Annotated in this window: 10 protein-coding genes; 7 read left to right on the top strand and 3 right to left on the bottom strand. The window is 51.0% G+C overall.

The window, feature by feature from the left end; translation table 11 throughout:
- The first annotated feature begins 154 nt into the window (after window positions 1-154).
- From AC6I7T_RS07385 to AC6I7T_RS07370, 4 genes are all read left to right on the top strand, one after another.
- Window positions 155-1,975, top strand: a complete 1,821-nt coding sequence (locus tag AC6I7T_RS07385) for a sodium:solute symporter family protein (RefSeq protein WP_497792706.1) — start codon at window positions 155-157, stop codon at window positions 1,973-1,975.
- A gap of 15 nt (window positions 1,976-1,990) precedes the next feature.
- Window positions 1,991-2,206 (top strand): hypothetical protein, encoded by a 216-nt coding sequence (locus AC6I7T_RS07380; protein ID WP_497792705.1) that lies wholly within the window; start codon window positions 1,991-1,993, stop codon window positions 2,204-2,206.
- 271 nt (window positions 2,207-2,477) lie between these two features.
- Complete coding sequence (locus AC6I7T_RS07375) at window positions 2,478-4,565, top strand: glycoside hydrolase family 20 zincin-like fold domain-containing protein (RefSeq protein ID WP_497792704.1); 2,088 nt, start codon at window positions 2,478-2,480, stop codon at window positions 4,563-4,565.
- A gap of 386 nt (window positions 4,566-4,951) precedes the next feature.
- Complete coding sequence (locus AC6I7T_RS07370) at window positions 4,952-8,362, top strand: TonB-dependent receptor (protein WP_497792703.1); 3,411 nt, start codon at window positions 4,952-4,954, stop codon at window positions 8,360-8,362.
- 53 nt (window positions 8,363-8,415) lie between these two features.
- Here the strand turns inward: AC6I7T_RS07370 and AC6I7T_RS07365 are convergent, their stop codons facing one another.
- The 3 genes from AC6I7T_RS07365 to AC6I7T_RS07355 form a co-directional block, all read right to left on the bottom strand.
- Window positions 8,416-9,375 (bottom strand): UDP-glucuronic acid decarboxylase family protein, encoded by a 960-nt coding sequence (locus tag AC6I7T_RS07365; protein ID WP_497792702.1) that lies wholly within the window; start codon window positions 9,373-9,375, stop codon window positions 8,416-8,418.
- A 239-nt stretch (window positions 9,376-9,614) separates the two neighbouring features.
- Window positions 9,615-11,033, bottom strand: coding sequence for a UDP-glucose dehydrogenase family protein (locus AC6I7T_RS07360; protein ID WP_497792701.1), 1,419 nt, complete (start codon window positions 11,031-11,033; stop codon window positions 9,615-9,617).
- 164 nt (window positions 11,034-11,197) lie between these two features.
- Complete coding sequence (locus tag AC6I7T_RS07355; RefSeq protein ID WP_497792700.1) at window positions 11,198-12,754, bottom strand: NAD(P)/FAD-dependent oxidoreductase; 1,557 nt, start codon at window positions 12,752-12,754, stop codon at window positions 11,198-11,200.
- A 314-nt stretch (window positions 12,755-13,068) separates the two neighbouring features.
- On the opposite strand from AC6I7T_RS07355, the gene AC6I7T_RS07350 reads away from it, so the two are divergent.
- From AC6I7T_RS07350 to AC6I7T_RS07340, 3 genes are all read left to right on the top strand, one after another.
- Window positions 13,069-14,055, top strand: coding sequence for a type I phosphomannose isomerase catalytic subunit (locus AC6I7T_RS07350; RefSeq protein WP_497792699.1), 987 nt, complete (start codon window positions 13,069-13,071; stop codon window positions 14,053-14,055).
- 4 nt (window positions 14,056-14,059) lie between these two features.
- Window positions 14,060-14,677, top strand: a complete 618-nt coding sequence (locus tag AC6I7T_RS07345; RefSeq protein WP_497792698.1) for an HD domain-containing protein — start codon at window positions 14,060-14,062, stop codon at window positions 14,675-14,677.
- 338 nt (window positions 14,678-15,015) lie between these two features.
- Window positions 15,016-16,728: a bifunctional transaldolase/phosoglucose isomerase gene (locus AC6I7T_RS07340; RefSeq protein ID WP_497792696.1), complete on the top strand. Its 1,713-nt coding sequence runs from the start codon at window positions 15,016-15,018 to the stop codon at window positions 16,726-16,728.
- Window positions 16,729-16,914: the final 186 nt, after the last annotated feature.

The raw sequence follows: 16,914 nt of genomic DNA, 5'->3' as shown, positions 1-16,914 counted from the left end.
TATCGATGGGGATGCGCCCTGATTTTTTTGTGTTCGAAAATGGCTCCGAGGTGCTTTAATTCTACGATGTAAATGTTTTCTTGTAGACGATACCCTATTTCCTGGGTAGAGTCATTCGTGCGGTTGAGTTTTCTTTTTTCGGAGCATTTTGCGGGTGAACCTGACAATTATTGACTGGATTATCATGCTGCTTTACTTCGTGTTCGTTCTGGGCATCGGTTTTGCCCTGAAGCGTTACATGAAGACAAGCACAGACTTTTTTCAGGCGGGACGATCACTGCCTGCATGGATCTGCGGTTTAGCCTTCATCAGCGCCAATCTTGGAGCCCAGGAAGTTATCGGCATGGGGGCTTCGGGCGCCAAATATGGCATCGCAACCAGCCACTTCTATTGGATCGGTGCAATTCCGGCCATGCTTTTCATCGGCATCTTCATGATGCCGTTCTACTATGGGTCGAAGGCCCGCTCCGTTCCTGAATTCCTCCGCCTGCGCTTCGACGAAAAGACACGAGCACTGAATGCTTGCTCCTTTGCCGTGATGACGGTCTTTTCTTCCGGCATTTCCATGTATGCCATGGCCCGCCTGATTCAGACCTTGCATGTGTTCGATGGTCTGTTCCTGAGCCTGGGGCTGCCGCTTGGGTGGATCTTCCATTTCGCCATCATCATTTCTGCCATTATCGTTCTGGCCTATATCTTCCTTGGCGGCTTGACCAGTGCGATCTACAACGAGGTGCTGCAGTTCTTTCTTATCGTTGCCGGGTTTTTACCCCTCGTCTGGATCGGATTGAAGAATGTAGGTGGATGGGCTGGTCTGAAGCACGCCTTGCCTGAGTCCTATATGCACTCCTGGCGAGGGATGGCGCATGCTTCGACAAATCCGCTCGGAGTCGAAGTATTTGGGCTGGCGATGGGCTTGGGATTTGTACTGTCATTCGGCTACTGGTGCACAGACTTTCTGGTTGTGCAGACGGCTATGGCTGCCGAGAGTGAAGAGTCTGCCCGCAAGGTTCCTCTAGTAGCTGCCATTCCAAAGATGTTTTTCCCCTTCCTGGTGATCTTGCCCGGTTTGATTGCCATTGCTGTTCCGACTCCGCACCAACAGCCGACGGCACAAGTGGTCAGTGGTTCTCAAGTAGCTGGTGCTCAGACAATTCAAGGGCAGGGATCGGAAGGGAAGGGCCTGATTCCAGCAAAGGTTGATCCTGTAAGCGGCAAAGTAATGCATGACCGCTCCGGTCATGCATTGCTCGATTACGATCTAGCGATTCCGAATATGTTGCTGTTCTACTTCCCGACTGGAATCCTCGGTCTTGGGCTTACGGCATTGCTGGCAAGCTTTATGTCCGGAATGGCGGGCAATGTGACGGCATTCAATACTGTATGGACCTACGATCTTTACCAGGGGTACATCAATAAGCATGCGACCGACCGTCATTATCTCCTGATGGGGAGGTGGGCCACTGTAGGGGGCATTTTGCTTTCCATGGCCACGGCTTATGCGGCGACCTCGTTCAACAACATCATGGACACCTTGCAGTTGGTGTTCTCCTTCGTAAATGCTCCTCTATTTGCTACCTTCCTGCTGGGGATGTTCTGGAAGCGAAGCACTGGGCATGGGGCCTTTATCGGACTGGTTTCCGGAACAATTGCGGCTATCTTTCATCACGGATTTACTTTGCCGATGGAAGCACATCCGGGACTGCATGGCGGCTGGATTACCGTGCTCCATAATTATCCTAGCGATATGGCGCAGAACTTCTGGACTGCCATCTGGGCTTTCGGAACTAATTTCATCGTCACAATTGTTGTGAGCTTGATGACCAAGGCAAGACCGGAGAAGGAACTGGTTGGACTCGTCTATTCGTTGACCCCAAAGCCGGTGGAACATCACTTGGCCTGGTATCAGAAGCCTTCGACCTTGGCCATTGTTTTGTTGATTCTGGTCGTAGCCTTGAACGTCATCTTTGCCTAAGGAGAAATAGAGAAAATGCAACTGGATCTACGTATTCCGATGGGCCTGATGTTCTCCTTGGTAGGCCTGATCCTACTGATCTTTGGTTTGTTCACGAATGGCAGTGCCATTTACACCAAATCTTTGGGGATGAATGTCAACGTGATTTGGGGCGCGGTGCTTTTAGTCTTCGGTCTTACTATGTTCCTTCTGGGCCGGGCACGGGAGAAGCGTCTGGCACGCGAAAGGTAATTACGATTTGTAGTCCTGAATGTGACAAGCTCTCAACCGCTGGGTTGGGAGCTTGTCTCGTTTTAGATCATTTTTGTTATGCGGGCTACGCCTTTTGAGGGGTTGGCCAGATCGATGGATATTGCAGTACTGGTAGCAGGGCAGAGCTCAGTTTCGAAATATTACCCGGTTCTCAGATATAGAAGCCTGCTCTGATCCCGCTTCACTTCACCTTTTAGTAACCCATAAGAGAAGAAATGAATCCGCGTTTGTGCAACAATGGAGCGCAATCATGCGGATACGCAAATTTTCTCCAGTTGCTGTCTTAATGTTGATCGGGATCTCATCCCTTTCTTTGTCTGCTGCTGTTCCCTTAATTCCTCAGCCTCGCGATTATGTGGATTTGGGCGTGGAGTCACTCTCTCGTGGCTTAAGTGTCTCTGTGTCTAGTACGGATTCTTCGGACAAGTTTGCTGCTAAGGACTTCATCAAAACACTGGAAGAACGGAGTATCCATGTTGTTTCCAGTGGAACGGGGAAACCCACCATCCATCTCTTGCGAGAAGCGAGCCCTTTGGCTCATAAGCTGCTGCTTGCTCAGGGTGTGGAATTCGCTCCATCCATGAAGGAGGAAGGATATGTGATTCTTTCCTCACAGCACGATATATATGTCATCGCTGCCACCGCTCCCGGTTTGTTCTACGGGGTTCAAACTTTGAAGCAACTGATCACCGGCGATGGCGAAGGCGCTGTATTGCACAAGGCTAAAGTGCGCGATTGGCCTGCCATGAAGCATCGAGGACTGCACGACGATTTATCGCGTGGCCCTCTGCCTACGCTGGAGTTTCAGAAACGGCAGATCCGCACTCTGGCAGCGTACAAGGTCAATGTCTATTCTCCCTATTTCGAGAACACTTTTGCATATCAACAGAATCCGTTGCCGGGCCTTCCGGGCGGAGCTATGACTGCGGAAGACGCCAAAGAACTGGTCCGCTATGCTGAGCAGTATCATGTGATGGTTATTCCCGAGCAGGAAGCTTTTGGACATCTTCACCATGTACTTACTTTTGAGAAATACGCCGATGTGGCCGAGTCGCCACAAGGTGCTGTCCTGGCCCCCGGTGCGAATGGTTCGCTGAAGCTAATCCATCAGTGGTTTTATGAGTTGGGAGAGGTTTTTCCCTCTCCTATGCTGCATATTGGTGCCGATGAGACCTTCGACTTGGGGAGAGGCAGAACCGCACCGGATGTGAAGGCCCGTGGGTTAGGTGCCGTTTATCTGGATTTTCTCAAAAACATTCATACAGAGCTTGCTCCCCTGCATCGCCGGTTGCTCTTCTGGGGAGATGTTGCCATGCACGAGCCCGCACTGGTAAAGACTCTGCCCAAAGATATGATTGCCGTTGCCTGGACCTACTCTCCGGAGAAAGATGGCTTTGAACGCTGGCTCCGACCCTTCCTTGATGCCGGGATGGAAACCTGGGTAGCTCCGGGTGTCAATAATTGGAATCGTGTCTATCCTAATAACGATATAGCGCTGAGAAATATCCAAGGCTTCATTGCAGATGGCCAACACTTTGGTTCGACTGGTGTCCTCAATACGATCTGGAATGACGATGGCGAGGGCTTGTTCCATGAAGATTGGTATGGAGTACTCTTTGGCGCTGCAGCCTCATGGCAGCAGGGGAAGAGTGATATCGACCAATATGCAAAGAACTATGGGCCTGTCTTCCACGGCGATTCCAGCGATGCCCTGAATCAGGCACAGCAGGAAATCATCAAGGCGCACCAGGTATTGGAACGTGTGGGTCTGGAGGATGGACGGGACCGTTTGTTCTGGATGGATCCCTGGAGCACTGACGGTGTTGAAACATCGGCAAAGCTGTTGCCGGTTGCCGGTGAATTGCGCCTGCATGCCGAGCAAGCTTTGATTTTGATTGCAGATGCTCGCCGTAATCCATCCCTGCGCGAGAAAGATGCCGTCGATGCAATGGACCTGGGGGCAAGGCGGCTGGACTTTATCGGGCTGAACTTTCAGATTGCAGACATGATCAACAAGTCCTATCGCAAGGTCTATGCGCAACAGGGTGATGCAGACGCGCGGCGCGATATTGCCCGCGAAATCTGGATCATTAGTGGCGTAAATGGCCGGTGCCAGGACCTTCGCGATGCGTTGAGCTATCTGAAAGATGAATATCGCGATATATGGTTACGTGAGAATCGTCCTTATTGGTTGAACAATGTGATGGCCCGGTATGATCTGGCTGTCGAACAATGGATCTCCCGGGGCGATCGCTTTGAAAGCGCACGTCAAAAATGGTTGGCCAAGAAGCCTCTTCCGGCTCCGGAGGAGTTAGGCCTTCCTGCAGTCAAAGAGTAGTAAACATCTACAAACACGTTGAGCTGAAGGGCTGCAAGCAAGGACTTGCAGCCCTTCAATCTTTTCTCTGTTAACCTATCGAATAACAAGAAGAAACTCCTGTTGCCTGAAGCTCTCTAGATCAGGTAGAAAGTACCCCGTTGTGGTACAGGATTCGCATATCATCTCGCGCGAGCAGCCTTAGGCGTTTTAGGTTGTGGTATAGAGCAAGAACTGATATCCGCTTAGCCATTCCATCAAAGCACCAAGATTTTCTACTTTGTCTGCTGTCGACAAAGTAGGGTGAAGAGAATGGCACACCTCATGGCTCCCGGGGGCCATGCTGGAACCTAAATACTTTAGTCCCTGCAACTCTCGCGCGTGACACATCTTTTCGGAGGAAAGAAGTGAACGCACTACAAAAACACATCAAAGGTCTATTGTTTACTCTCTGTACTAGCCTGTTACTTTGTTGCTTAGTCTCTGAATTATCGGCACAGAACATCACAGGTACCATTCACGGCACAGTTCTGGATGCTTCCGGGGCCGTGGTCCAGAATGCAACCGTAACCATTGTGAACGATGATCAAAGCCGTCAGGTTCGAACTCTGAAGACCGATGAAAGCGGATACTATGTTGCTCCGCAATTACAGATCGGCAATTATTCTGTCAGTGTCGAAGCTCAAGGCTTCAAGAAGAGCACTGTTCATTCCATCAAGCTCAATGTCAATGACAACCTCGCAATTCCATTCAGCCTGCAAGTTGGGAGCGAGGCCGAGACTGTTAGCGTTAGCGCAAGTGCGCTGCAGATCAATACAGATTCACCGACTGCCGGGACTTTGATCAATTCCACTCAGATCGTAGGTCTTCCTCTCAATAACCGGAATTATGAGCAGTTAGTCGCTCTGCAGCCTGGAGTTGCATACGGAGGTGGCGATCAACTCTACATTGGCCTGTCAAATCCTTCCGGTCAGACAAACGTAGTTGCTTTCTCTGTTAACGGACAGCGTAGCAGCGCAAACAACTGGACGGTGGATGGAGCTTCGAATGTCGATCGTGGCTCGAATTACACGCTATTGATATATCCCAATATCGATGCAATTGCAGAGTTCAGAACTCTCCGCAACACTTATAGCGCCGAATTCGGGCAGAGTGCCAGCGGGCAGGTAAATGTTGTGACCAAGAGTGGCGCAAATGCCTTTCACGGTAATTTGCATGAGTTCAACCGCAACGATGTTTTTGCAGCAAACAACTATCTAAATAAGCTGAATGGCACGAAAAGGCCTCCTCTTCGGTATAACAATTTTGGATACACCTTTGGGGGACCAGTATGGTTGCCAAAGGTCTATGATGGACGGAATAAAACTTTCTTCTTTTTCTCGCAAGAATATCGGCGGGTGATCACCTACAGTTCCCTGAATTTACAAGGCGATCCGACGGCAAATATGAGGGCAGGTATTTTCCCTGTTGCTGTTTGTGTGCAGATGACTGCTGATGGAAGTAAATGTGCGCAACAATCGCAGACGATTACTAATATCGATCCAACGGCTCAGGCCTATTTGAAAGATATCTATAGCCATGTTCCAACAGGGAATTACTCCGGAGATAGTACCGGCACGACTCTTCTTACTACTGTCCGGAACTCTTACGATGAGACCCAAGAGGTAGGTCGTCTGGATCAAAATTTCGGAACGAAGTTAAGTGTGTTTTTCCGTGTGATCGAAGATGATATTCCAACGATAGAGCCGAATGGCTTGTTTACAAATGCCTCTGGATTTCCTGGTGTGAATACCACGAAGACAGACGCTCCGGGTAAGAATTATCTCGGCCACTTCCTTTGGACTATCTCTCCCAATTTCCTCATTGATGGCGGATATGCGTATTCTTACGGTGCGATTCTGAGCGATCCCGTCGGCTTGATGTCCACGGCAAGTTCTCCGGATGTAAAGCCAACTCTGCCTTACACCTCTGTTCTTCCTCGCATTCCTACGATCAGGTTCAATTCGGGAGCGACTTTCCTCACTACCTACGGTCCTTACCGTGATTACAGCCGCGATCACAACCCGTTTGTGAACGTCTCGAAAATTATCGGACGCCACTCTCTGCGCTTTGGACTGAGTTATCACCACTACGAGAAAGCAGAGAATAACGCTTCTGCAAATGCGGGAAGCTTCACTTTCTCCAATACCGGTGTTCCCGCGGGAACAAATTCCTTCTATCAGGCATTTGCCTGGTTCCTCCTGGGGCAAAATGCGGCGTTTACTCAGGCTTCGTCTGACCTCACTCCGGATATCACAACCAGCCAATGGGAGGGATATATCCAGGACGATTGGAAGATGACTCCTCGCCTGACAGTGAATGCAGGTGTGCGTTACTCGTTCTTCCAGCAGCCGGAAGATCAGAACAAGATGCTGACGAACTTTAACCCTCAACTCTTTTCGGCTGCGGCTGCGCCAACCATCGACAATACCGGCAAGATCTGTACAACCGCGCCTTGTGCTGGAGGCGGGCTGCCAAATGCTAATTACAACGCGCTGAATGGGCTCATACTCGCCGGAACGAGCGGCGCTAAGTATGGGACACATGCTGCTCCAAATGCATATAAGAACTTTGCGCCTCGTGTCGGTTTCGGCTGGGATGTTTATGGAAATGGCAAGACTGCCTTACGTGGAGGCTATGGTATTGCGTTCGATGCCTCGCTCGTGGGAGATTTCGAACAGAATATCTTCCAGAATCCTCCCTATGTGCAAACTGTGACCATCAATAGCGCAAGCTTGTCGAGCCCTCTTTCCGGGACTGTCTCTGTAAGTTCCTTACCCAAGGCTTTACGTGCTACTCCATATCAGGGAAATACGCCCTATGCGCAGCAGTTCAGTTTGGATCTGCAGCAGCAGCTGGCTCCCAGCTTGATTTTGGACACTGCTTTTGTTGGATCGAGAGGTACTCACCTGATCGGCATCGTAGATCTGAATCAGCCGCTGCCAGGAGCATACCGGACCTTAGGGCTCACTTCGATTACGACTTCCAATACGGCATTGTTGAATCAGGTCCGCCCCTATAAGGGATGGGACGCAATCAACGCTGTCGAACCTTGGTTTACCTCGAACTATCATTCCTTGCAGGTGTCACTTCAGAAACGATTCCATGACGGCTCGCTTGTCGATGTGAACTATACCTGGTCAAAGGCACTTACCAACAATCAATCGGATCGAAGCACAGCAGTGCAGAACATCTACAACATCAAAGGCGAATATGGTCTTGCCCAGTATGATCGCCGAAATATGTTGAATGCCGATTTTGTCTATCAGCTTCCGTTTTACCGCTCCCAAGCGGGTTTGAAGGGCCAGGCGTTTGGCGGGTGGCAATTGGCCGGAGTTGTTTATGTGAATTCCGGGTTGCCGTTAACAGTGACAACCAGCGCCGATCCTGCAGGACTTGGTCTGCTCGACAATGCCAGTGTGGCCGGTGCCAGACCAAATCAGGTCGGTAATCCGAATATCGGTACGGGAATTCACAAGAGAACTCAGTGGTTCAATACCTCTGCATTCCAGACTGTCCCGACAGGAGGCGCTCTTGCTGGTAATGAGGGCAGAGGCGTAGTTCGCGGGCCAGGCTGGCAGCGCTGGGATCTTTCTCTCTACAAAACCTTCAAGGTCAAGGGAGATGCGTCGATGCAGTTCCGCGCCGAAACCTTTAATACCTTCAACCATGCCAACTTCGATTCTGTTTCGACGGCTACAACCAGCTCGACCTATGGGCAGGTAACAGGATTTCGAGATGCTCGCATTATGCAATTTGGAGCAAAGTTGGATTTCTAAACTAGACTAGCTGACCTGGCGGCCATTGGAACCGGTGGCCGCCAGGTCAGCTTCTACAGAACGGGAGCGCTGGTTTTTTCCTGGTTCAACGCCTCGCGAAAATATTCAAGCGAGAGACTCAGTCCTTCTTTGAGTCCGATCTTCGGTTCCCATCCCAACAGTGTCTTGGCTTTGGTAATGTCCGGACGGCGTCGCACCGGGTCGTCCTCGGGAAGAGGATGATGCAGGATGGTACTGGGAGAGCCTGTAACCTCCTGGACTGCACGTGCGCACTCCAGAATCGTCCATTCGTCAGGATTCCCTATATTGACAGGGAAGTGTTCCTGCAAATTCGAGAGGCTTAGGATGCCAGCGATGAGATCGGATACGTAGCAGAAGCTGCGTGTCTGCGACCCATCCCCATAAATCGTAAGCGGCTCCCCACGGAGTGCCTGCATCAGGAAGTTGGAAATAACCCGCCCATCTCCGGCACTCAATCTTGGTCCATAGGTGTTAAAGATTCGAACTATTCGGCTGTCGACCTGGTGATACCGGTGATATGCCATGATCAGCGCTTCAGCGAAACGCTTGGATTCGTCGTAGACAGATCTGGGTCCTACTGGGTTCACATTTCCCCAGTAAGTTTCCGGCTGCGGATGAATATCAGGATCGCCATAGCACTCGGAGGTCGATGCATGCAGGAATCTGGCCCCATAGCGGACGGCAAGTTCCAGCATATTGCGTGTTCCTTCCGAGCCGACCCGGAGTGTCTCGATTCCGAGCCGGTGGTATTCCGGAGGGCTTGCAGGAGAGGCAAAGTTGAAGATGTAGTCGACCCGTCCGCAATCGACAGGTTGAATGATGTCATGCTCCAGGAAGGTAAAACGGGTCTCATGGCGCAGGTGCTCAAGATTTCTTGGGTCACCGGTACTAAGATTGTCGATTCCGATGACAGTGTGGCCGGCGGCGAGTAGCGCGTCTGTCAAATGAGAGCCAAGAAATCCTGCAGCTCCGGTCACCAGAGCACGAGTCATTATGTAGCTTTCCCCCTGATCTCTATTGCTGATGAACAGGCTAAAGCATTTCTCCCAAAGGTGTACATCGAAGCAACAGGGATTTGCGCTGCATCCTGTCAAAGAACACAATTCTTTTTGTCAGCATTGCGGAATTCGGAACGCTATCAGAAATGCCATAGATGGTTTGAAGCAAGATTTCCGCTAACGGTATCCGCATAAACGGATACCGTGGCCTGGAGGTACTTCCCGGTTTTCTGCTAGATCACCATTGCTTTTCGTAATGTGCCTTCGGCCGATGGGAAGGCAGCCGCCCGGCCCATACTGACATAGGTGAATCCCTGCTCCAGCATGTAGTTCGGTTCGTATAGATTACGACCGTCAATGATGATCGGGAACTTCATCACCGATTCCAGCTTCTTTAGGTCCAGAGATGCGAATTCTGACCAGTCGGTGAGGATGAGCAGAGCATCTACGTCATCGGCTGCAGTATAGGCACTATCCGCATAGCTGAGCGCTGTGGTCGGAGGTAGAACCTGCTTCGTCTTTTCTACTGCGGCTGGGTCATAGGCTGTAATTTTCGCTCCGGCATCGAGCAGCATTTGGATGATGTCCAGCGCCGGTGATTCGCGAATGTCGTCGGTATCTCCTTTAAAAGCCAGCCCCAGAGCTCCAAGATGTTTGCCGCGTAGCGTCCAAAGCGTGGAGCGGACCTTATTGAAGAATGCCTGTTTCTGGCGATCATTGATCTTTTCGACCTCAGCCAAGAGCTGAAAATCGATACCTTGCTGCTGTGCCACCCAACGAAATGCGGCTAGATCTTTGGGGAAGCAAGAGCCACCGTAACCGACCCCGGCACGTAGAAATTGTGGGCCGATCCTGCTGTCCATACCCATGCCCCTTGCTACATCCTTCACGTCTGCATCTACGGCCTCGCAGAGATTTGCAACCGCATTGATGAAGGAGATTTTCAAGGCCAGGAATGCATTGGAGGCGTGTTTGATGATCTCGGCGCTTTGGGCTGAGGTGAACAGGATTGGTGCTGGGTTGGAAACGCTCAACGGGCCGGGCAATGCGTCCGCGCGTCCGTAATAGCTTCCGCTGGTCAGCGGTGCATAAATACGGCGCAGCAGCGCTGTCGAAGCTTCCGTATCCGCACCGACGACAATGCGGTCGGGATGCAAAAAGTCGCGGACAGCAGTTCCTTCCCGAAGGAATTCGGGGTTGGAGACTACATCGACCATCTGCCGGGAGACCCCATGGCGCTGGAAGACGCGTCGAATCCATTCATTCGTGTAGACAGGAACGGTGCTCTTTTCGACGATGACTTTGTAGGCGTTGATACTGCGAGCAATTTCACTGACAACAGCTTCGACATAAGAGAGATCGGCGCTGCCCGTGGCACTTTGAGGTGTCCCGACGGCAATGAAGATTGCTTCTGACTGGCTGACGGCTGAGGAGATATCTGTGGTGAACTGTACGCCTTTGCTCAGGTTCCTGGCGAGCAATTCGGGAAGATGTTCTTCAAAGATTGGGACCCGACCCTGCTGAAGATTGGCCACCTTTGTTTCGTCGTTATCGACGCAAATCACGCGGTGCCCAATCTCCGCAAAACATACGGCGGCAACCAAACCGACGTATCCCGAACCGACTACACAGATAGAAACAGACTTGTTCATGATGCAGGATCCTCGCTAGCCATTCTGAATTTGGTATTGCGCTGGATTACTAAGCGGTTACCTTAGCCTATCGGAGCATTTACCAATAAGCAAATAGTCTTCTGGTCAAGCTGTGGACGTGCAGTGATGACTCTCTATTAACTCTTTCGAGCAGGGATAGATGCCTATTCCTTTTTCTCCTCATGGTATTCCTGTTCGGTATTGATCTCCCAGAGATTTGACTTGTCGGTAATGCCTGCAGCGATGTTATCCACAGCCGTCATTGCGGTCAGCATGGAGTGATCTTGATTGTTGTACTTGTGCATGCCATTGCGGCCTACCAGGTACAGGTTTTGAAAGCGATCGACGTATTCACGGATTACGGGAAAACGGTCATACGTACCAAAGTAGGCTGGGTAGGTTTTTGGGACCCGAACCACATGGCCATCAATAACATCGGCCTTTTGTAAGATGCCGATTTTCTCTACTTCGTTGACGGCATATTGAAAAATCTCCTCGTCTTTCATATTCCAGAGAGGATCGGTTTCATAACAGAAGTATTCGAGTCCGATCCAGGTCTTGGATGGATCGGCGACCATGTACGGGCTCCAGTTGTTGAAGATCTGTAGTCTTCCCAGGGATACTTCCGGCTCTTGTACGTAAATCCAGGTATCTTTCAAGGCCGTGCCATCAACATCGCGCACCTTCAGTTTGTTGGCCAGCAGGCCGACGGTCACAAAATCGCGGTATTGAAGGCCTTCGCTGACGAAACGGACATCTTCCGGAACAGGGCTGTCGAGAGCGCGAATCAGATCTCGGATCGGCATGGTGGAAAAGATGTAGTCCGCCGGGAAAGTGCGTGTTTCTCCATTGGTGTGCATTGCCTGAACGCTGACGATTCGGTCTCCTTCGGCATGGAGTCCGGTTACCGTCCATCCCATATGCAACTGGCCACCCTTCTGGCGTACAAGCTCAGAGACGTATTCCCATAGCTGGCCAGGCCCATACTTCGGATAGAGGAACTGTTCGATCAGAGATGTCTCAGTATCTTTTTGCGAGATGTCCTGCTTCTTGCTGTGCAGACTGCTTTTTAGGAAGTGCAGGATCGCGCTCGAAAGAGATAGTCCTTTGATCCGCTGTGCGCCCCACTCGGCACTGATCTGGTCACAGGGGACTCCCCATACCTTCTCGGTGTAGGACTTGAAGAAGGTCAGATAAAGCTGGCGCCCGAAGCGATTGATCATAAAGTCTTCGAGATTTTTTTCCGGCTTGATCTGGTGCAGATGCGAATAAAGATAGCTGACACCGATCTTGATCGTGCGTTTGAAGCCAAGCTTCCGAAGGGTATCGATACTGAGACGAACCGGATAATCAAAGAATCTGCGCAGATAATAGATTCGGCTTTTACGGGGGCGGACCAGCATGACCCGGTTGGCATCTTCGACCGGGCTATTTCCTGAAGGAAGGTCCCGGTTCTGGTTCTGATAGGAGATGCGCGCTTCGGAGGCTTCTTCCGGCGGCATTAAGTCCAACCACCAATTCATAACGCGATCCGATTTCGAGAAGAAGCGGTGGCCGCCGATATCCATCCGGTTGCCTTTGTAGCGAATTGTGCGGGAGATGCCGCCGATTTCATCTGTCGCTTCCAGAACAACTGGAGTGATATCCGTCCGCCGAAGAAGTTCCAGTGCTGCCGTGAGTCCAGCCGGGCCCGCACCAATAATTACTGCTGTCTTTCTCATCAAATTTTCAACGCCCTAAAAATATCTTTTGTTTGTAGGATTTACGCGATAATGGTGTGAATTCTTTATGAAAGAATTGTAGAGTCTATTTCCCATTCGCATCCATCTGAGTCATAAGGGAATAGACTGATGCGCACCCTATGTGTTTGCAATAGACTACTCTCAAGGGGATGTCTCTTGCCCATCCGGGGTTGGGCTACCATCGCTTTTTCATCCTAACCTGTTGAATCTACGATAGAAAAGCATTATGAGTCTGCCCGGATAAGAAAAAGGGAACGTTATTCGCGCGGTTTAGCGCTTAAGGGGAGGAACTGTTGGGTCAAGAAGGTCAAGTTTTGGAGCAGATTGCGCCGTTTCGTTTGGCTCCTTATTTTCGAACTCGCATCTGGGGTTTTCAGGATCTCCGTCCATGGTATGACTACACCACCGAGGGAGAGCCGATTGGTGAAGTGTGGCTGACTGGAGATGCATGCGTTGTGGACAGCGGGCCTCTCTCCGGGATGTCATTCAAGGATTTTTCCGCCAAGTATAGTGCTCAACTGCTTGGAGCCGATAAGGCTGGACAAGAGTTCCCTCTGCTTATCAAGGTGCTCTTTCCCAAGGAGAAGCTGAGTGTTCAGGTCCATCCCGATGACAAGTTGGCGCAATCCTTTGGCGAGCCAAGGGGCAAAACGGAATGCTGGTATGCGCTGGACGCCGAGCCCGATGCCACTGTTGCTCTGGGACTGAAAGAAGGCGTTACTCCCGAACAGTTACGGAAGGCGATTGCCGATTCTACGATGGAGAATCTGTTGCAGTGGCTGCATGTGAAAAAGGGAGACATGATTTTTGTGGATGCGGGCACGGTTCACGCAATCGCTCCTGGCTCGGTCTTCCTCGAAATCCAGCAAAACTCGGATCTGACCTACAGAATCTATGATTACGGGCGCCCGAGAGAGCTCCATCTGGAGAAGTCTTTCCAGGCGATGCGTCTGCAAACGCATGCCGGCAAGGTTCAGCCGATGGTGAAGTCCGATCGCTCCGTTCTGATTGACGAGACTTATTTCCGCGTCGAGCAGCTTTGCATTCAGGGTTGTCGTAGCGCGGAGGAAATCATAGGCATGGAAGATCCAAAAGCTGCGTCCTTCCAGTTGTTCTTTGCTTCTAAAGGAGATGTGAAGTTTTCCGGCAAGGAATTTGAAAGCTTTGTACTTCCTCAAGGAAGCCTGGCTGTCGTGCCCGCTAATTCTCCTGCCTGGACAGTAGAATCGGAGAACAAAAGCAGTTTGATTCGCATGATTCCGAAGGAACCGAAGAACTAGCAAGATGAGCGAGAAGTCCCTTGAGCCGTGGCGTCAGGTCTTAATCGAGCTGATTCGTGAGCAGGCCAAGCCTGCCGACAAATTTGGACATCAGCCGCGGCTCTACTCGCTTACCCGGAAAATAGGTTTAGGACTCCCATATGACGACGATGTGGTTTTTGCAGCTGTCTGGCTGCATGATCTCGGCGTCTTTATCGGTCACCGGCCTGAGTCGAAGGAAGCACTGCAGCATTGGGATCATGTGGAGTATACGGTTCGCAGGGTTCCGGAGATCTTGAACCGGGTTGGATTTCCTGCGGAGAAGATTTCCCATGTCCAGTCCGTAATTCGTACGCACCAGCCCAAGGATGAGCCTCGGAGCCTGGAAGCCGTCGTCGTTCGCGACGCGGATATCCTGGAGCAGCTTGGCTGCGTGGCTGTGCTTCGATCTGTTGTCAAAGTTGGACGGGATACGCGGTACACCCTCTTCTCCGACGTTGTACCGGTTCTGGAATCTGCCGTTAATGATTTGCCTGCAAAGTTGCGTTTGCCATCTTCTCAAGGTCTGGCAGAAGCGAAAGTCTCTATGCTGCGGTTGTTTCTTAAGGCTCTTCATCAAGAAGCAGGAGCTGAGCTTTTCTAGAGCGAAATCAGGGTTATCGTGTCCGATCCGGCAAGGGTTAAGTGCGACGGAAAAGCTGCGCAGTCCTCTGTGGCTTGCGGATACATCTACCCTGATTCCGCTCTAGCTGGCAATTCGTCTTAATGCCTGGATTCTGTGGTTATTTGTATGTGCGTAAGTTGCTTTTGCTGTCAGGCACTTATTCGTCTAGATAGCTATCTTTAATATCTTTACGGAAATGTTTCTAAATGGTAAAAATCGTGCGTTTTCTTTGTTGATTCCAACATATTCAATTTTCACTTCTTAGCAGCAATCCTTCCGTTGCAGGCATCTTGTTTATCGACGAGAATGCTACTGCTATGAAAATCCAGTACTCCTTACCCAACGAATTGAAATCGAAGGTGGATGCGTCCATCGCCGATTGGCAGTCCAACCAGAAAGTCGCAAAGCTTTGGCGGAAAGATGCTTCGTTATGGAGTGGTGATGATGAAAGCTGGTGGCTCGGATGGCTGGACATAGTCGAGCGCCAGCAAAAGGAGATCGATGCTTATAAGTCGCTTTCTGCAGAGATAGAGAAATCCGGCTTTGAGTCGGCCCTCTTGCTTGGCATGGGGGGCTCTAGTTTGTGCCCTGAAGTTTTAGCTACTACCTTCGGAAGAAAACCCCGTTTTCCTGAACTGCACATTGTAGATTCCACTGATCCTATTCAGGTAAAAGCGGCGGCTGATCTAGTCAACCTTAAGAAGACGCTTGTTATCGTCTCCAGCAAGTCGGGGAGCACTTTGGAGCCAAACATCCTCAAACAGTATTTCTTTGACAGGATGAAGCAGGCTGTTGGTGCCGAGAATGTTGGAAAACACTTCATTGCCGTTACTGATCCGGGTTCGAAGATGGAGCAGGTGGCGAGGGCCGCTGGTTTCCGGCACATCTACTTCGGAGATCCTCAGATTGGCGGACGATATTCCGCTTTGTCGAATTTTGGACTGATTCCCGCCACAGTGATAGGTCTGGATATTGAGAAGCTGCTGCGGTATGCCAAAAAGGCAGTTGACTTCTCGAAAAACGAGACCATTGCGGAGAATCCGGCGGTCATGCTCGGACTTGCGATGGGGCACGCCGCCAAGGCTGGCCGGGACAAGATTACATTCTTTACCTCGCCGGAAATCTACGACCTGGGTGCATGGTTTGAGCAGTTGATCGCTGAATCAACCGGCAAATCGGGTAAGGGGATTACTCCCGTCGATCGCGAAACCATCGCAGCTCCCGAGGCTTATGGCCAAGATCGGCTTTTCGTATATCTGAAGCTCGATCGCAGTGTAAACGCAGATCTGGATGCCAAGGTTGCAGCTCTGGAGAAGGCCGGACATCCGGTTGTCTTGATTGAAGTATCGGAACTGTATGCCATCGCGACGCAGTTTTTTACCTGGGAGATTGCAACAGCGGTTGCTGGTTCCATCCTCGAAATCAATCCCTTCAATCAGCCCGACGTCGAAGCCAGCAAAGTTGAGACTCGCCGCCTGACTTCGGAGTATGAACAGAGCGGAAAACTGGCTAGTCCTGCTCCGATTTTGGAATCTGAGGGGTTCAAGTTTTTCGCAGATGAAAAGTATGCTGGAACCCTGAAGAGTGCAACGCCTGTGCAATCTGCGGTTGAAATATTGCGTGCGCACCTGAACCAGCTTCACCCGGGCGATTATTTCGCTACTCTGGCCTATCTCACGATGTCCAAGGAAAACGAGCGGATCATTCAGCGATTCCGGCATAAAGTTCGAGACAGTAAAAAGGTGGCGACCTGTCTTGGCTTTGGTCCTCGATTCCTGCACTCAACCGGGCAGGATTACAAAGGTGGTCCAAATTCCGGAGTGTTTCTGCAAATCACCTGCGATTATTCCGAGGATGTGCCGATCCCGGATCAGAAGTACACCTTTGGAGTGGTGATTGCGGCTCAGGCTGCTGGAGATCTGGCCGTATTGCAGCAGAGGGGGCGACGAGCTTTACGTGTGCATCTTTCGTCGGATGTTGAAGCCGGACTCCAAAGGCTAGCGGAGGCAATCGAAAAAGCGCTCGGTTGAAGCTGGATTAGCCAAAGGACAGGGAGGAAGAAAGAGCAGCTCGGGGAAGGGCTGCTCTTTCTTGTCTGACGGGGTCGCCCTGTCTCGGGCTCTGACGCATAACTTTCACTGGAATATCGGGTTCTACTTGATGACAGGTGTGTTTCCACCCACGTCTATTAGGGTAGGAAACACACCGGAAGTGAT

Source organism: Humiphilus diazotrophicus, from assembly GCF_059726315.1.
Note: the sequence above shows the minus strand (reverse complement) of the source record. Positions and strands in the feature narration are given on the sequence as shown.

Excerpts from the sequence above, each read along its gene's own strand:
- AC6I7T_RS07345 (WP_497792698.1), top strand. The coding sequence starts at position 14,060 with ATGAGCGAGAAGTCCCTTGAGCCGTGGCGTCAGGTCTTAATCGAGCTG.
- AC6I7T_RS07365 (WP_497792702.1), bottom strand. The coding sequence starts at position 9,375 with ATGACTCGTGCTCTGGTGACCGGAGCTGCAGGATTTCTTGGCTCTCAT.
- AC6I7T_RS07360 (WP_497792701.1), bottom strand. The coding sequence starts at position 11,033 with ATGAACAAGTCTGTTTCTATCTGTGTAGTCGGTTCGGGATACGTCGGT.
- AC6I7T_RS07340 (WP_497792696.1), top strand. The coding sequence starts at position 15,016 with ATGAAAATCCAGTACTCCTTACCCAACGAATTGAAATCGAAGGTGGAT.
- AC6I7T_RS07380 (WP_497792705.1), top strand. The coding sequence starts at position 1,991 with ATGCAACTGGATCTACGTATTCCGATGGGCCTGATGTTCTCCTTGGTA.
- AC6I7T_RS07375 (WP_497792704.1), top strand. The coding sequence starts at position 2,478 with ATGCGGATACGCAAATTTTCTCCAGTTGCTGTCTTAATGTTGATCGGG.
- AC6I7T_RS07355 (WP_497792700.1), bottom strand. The coding sequence starts at position 12,754 with ATGAGAAAGACAGCAGTAATTATTGGTGCGGGCCCGGCTGGACTCACG.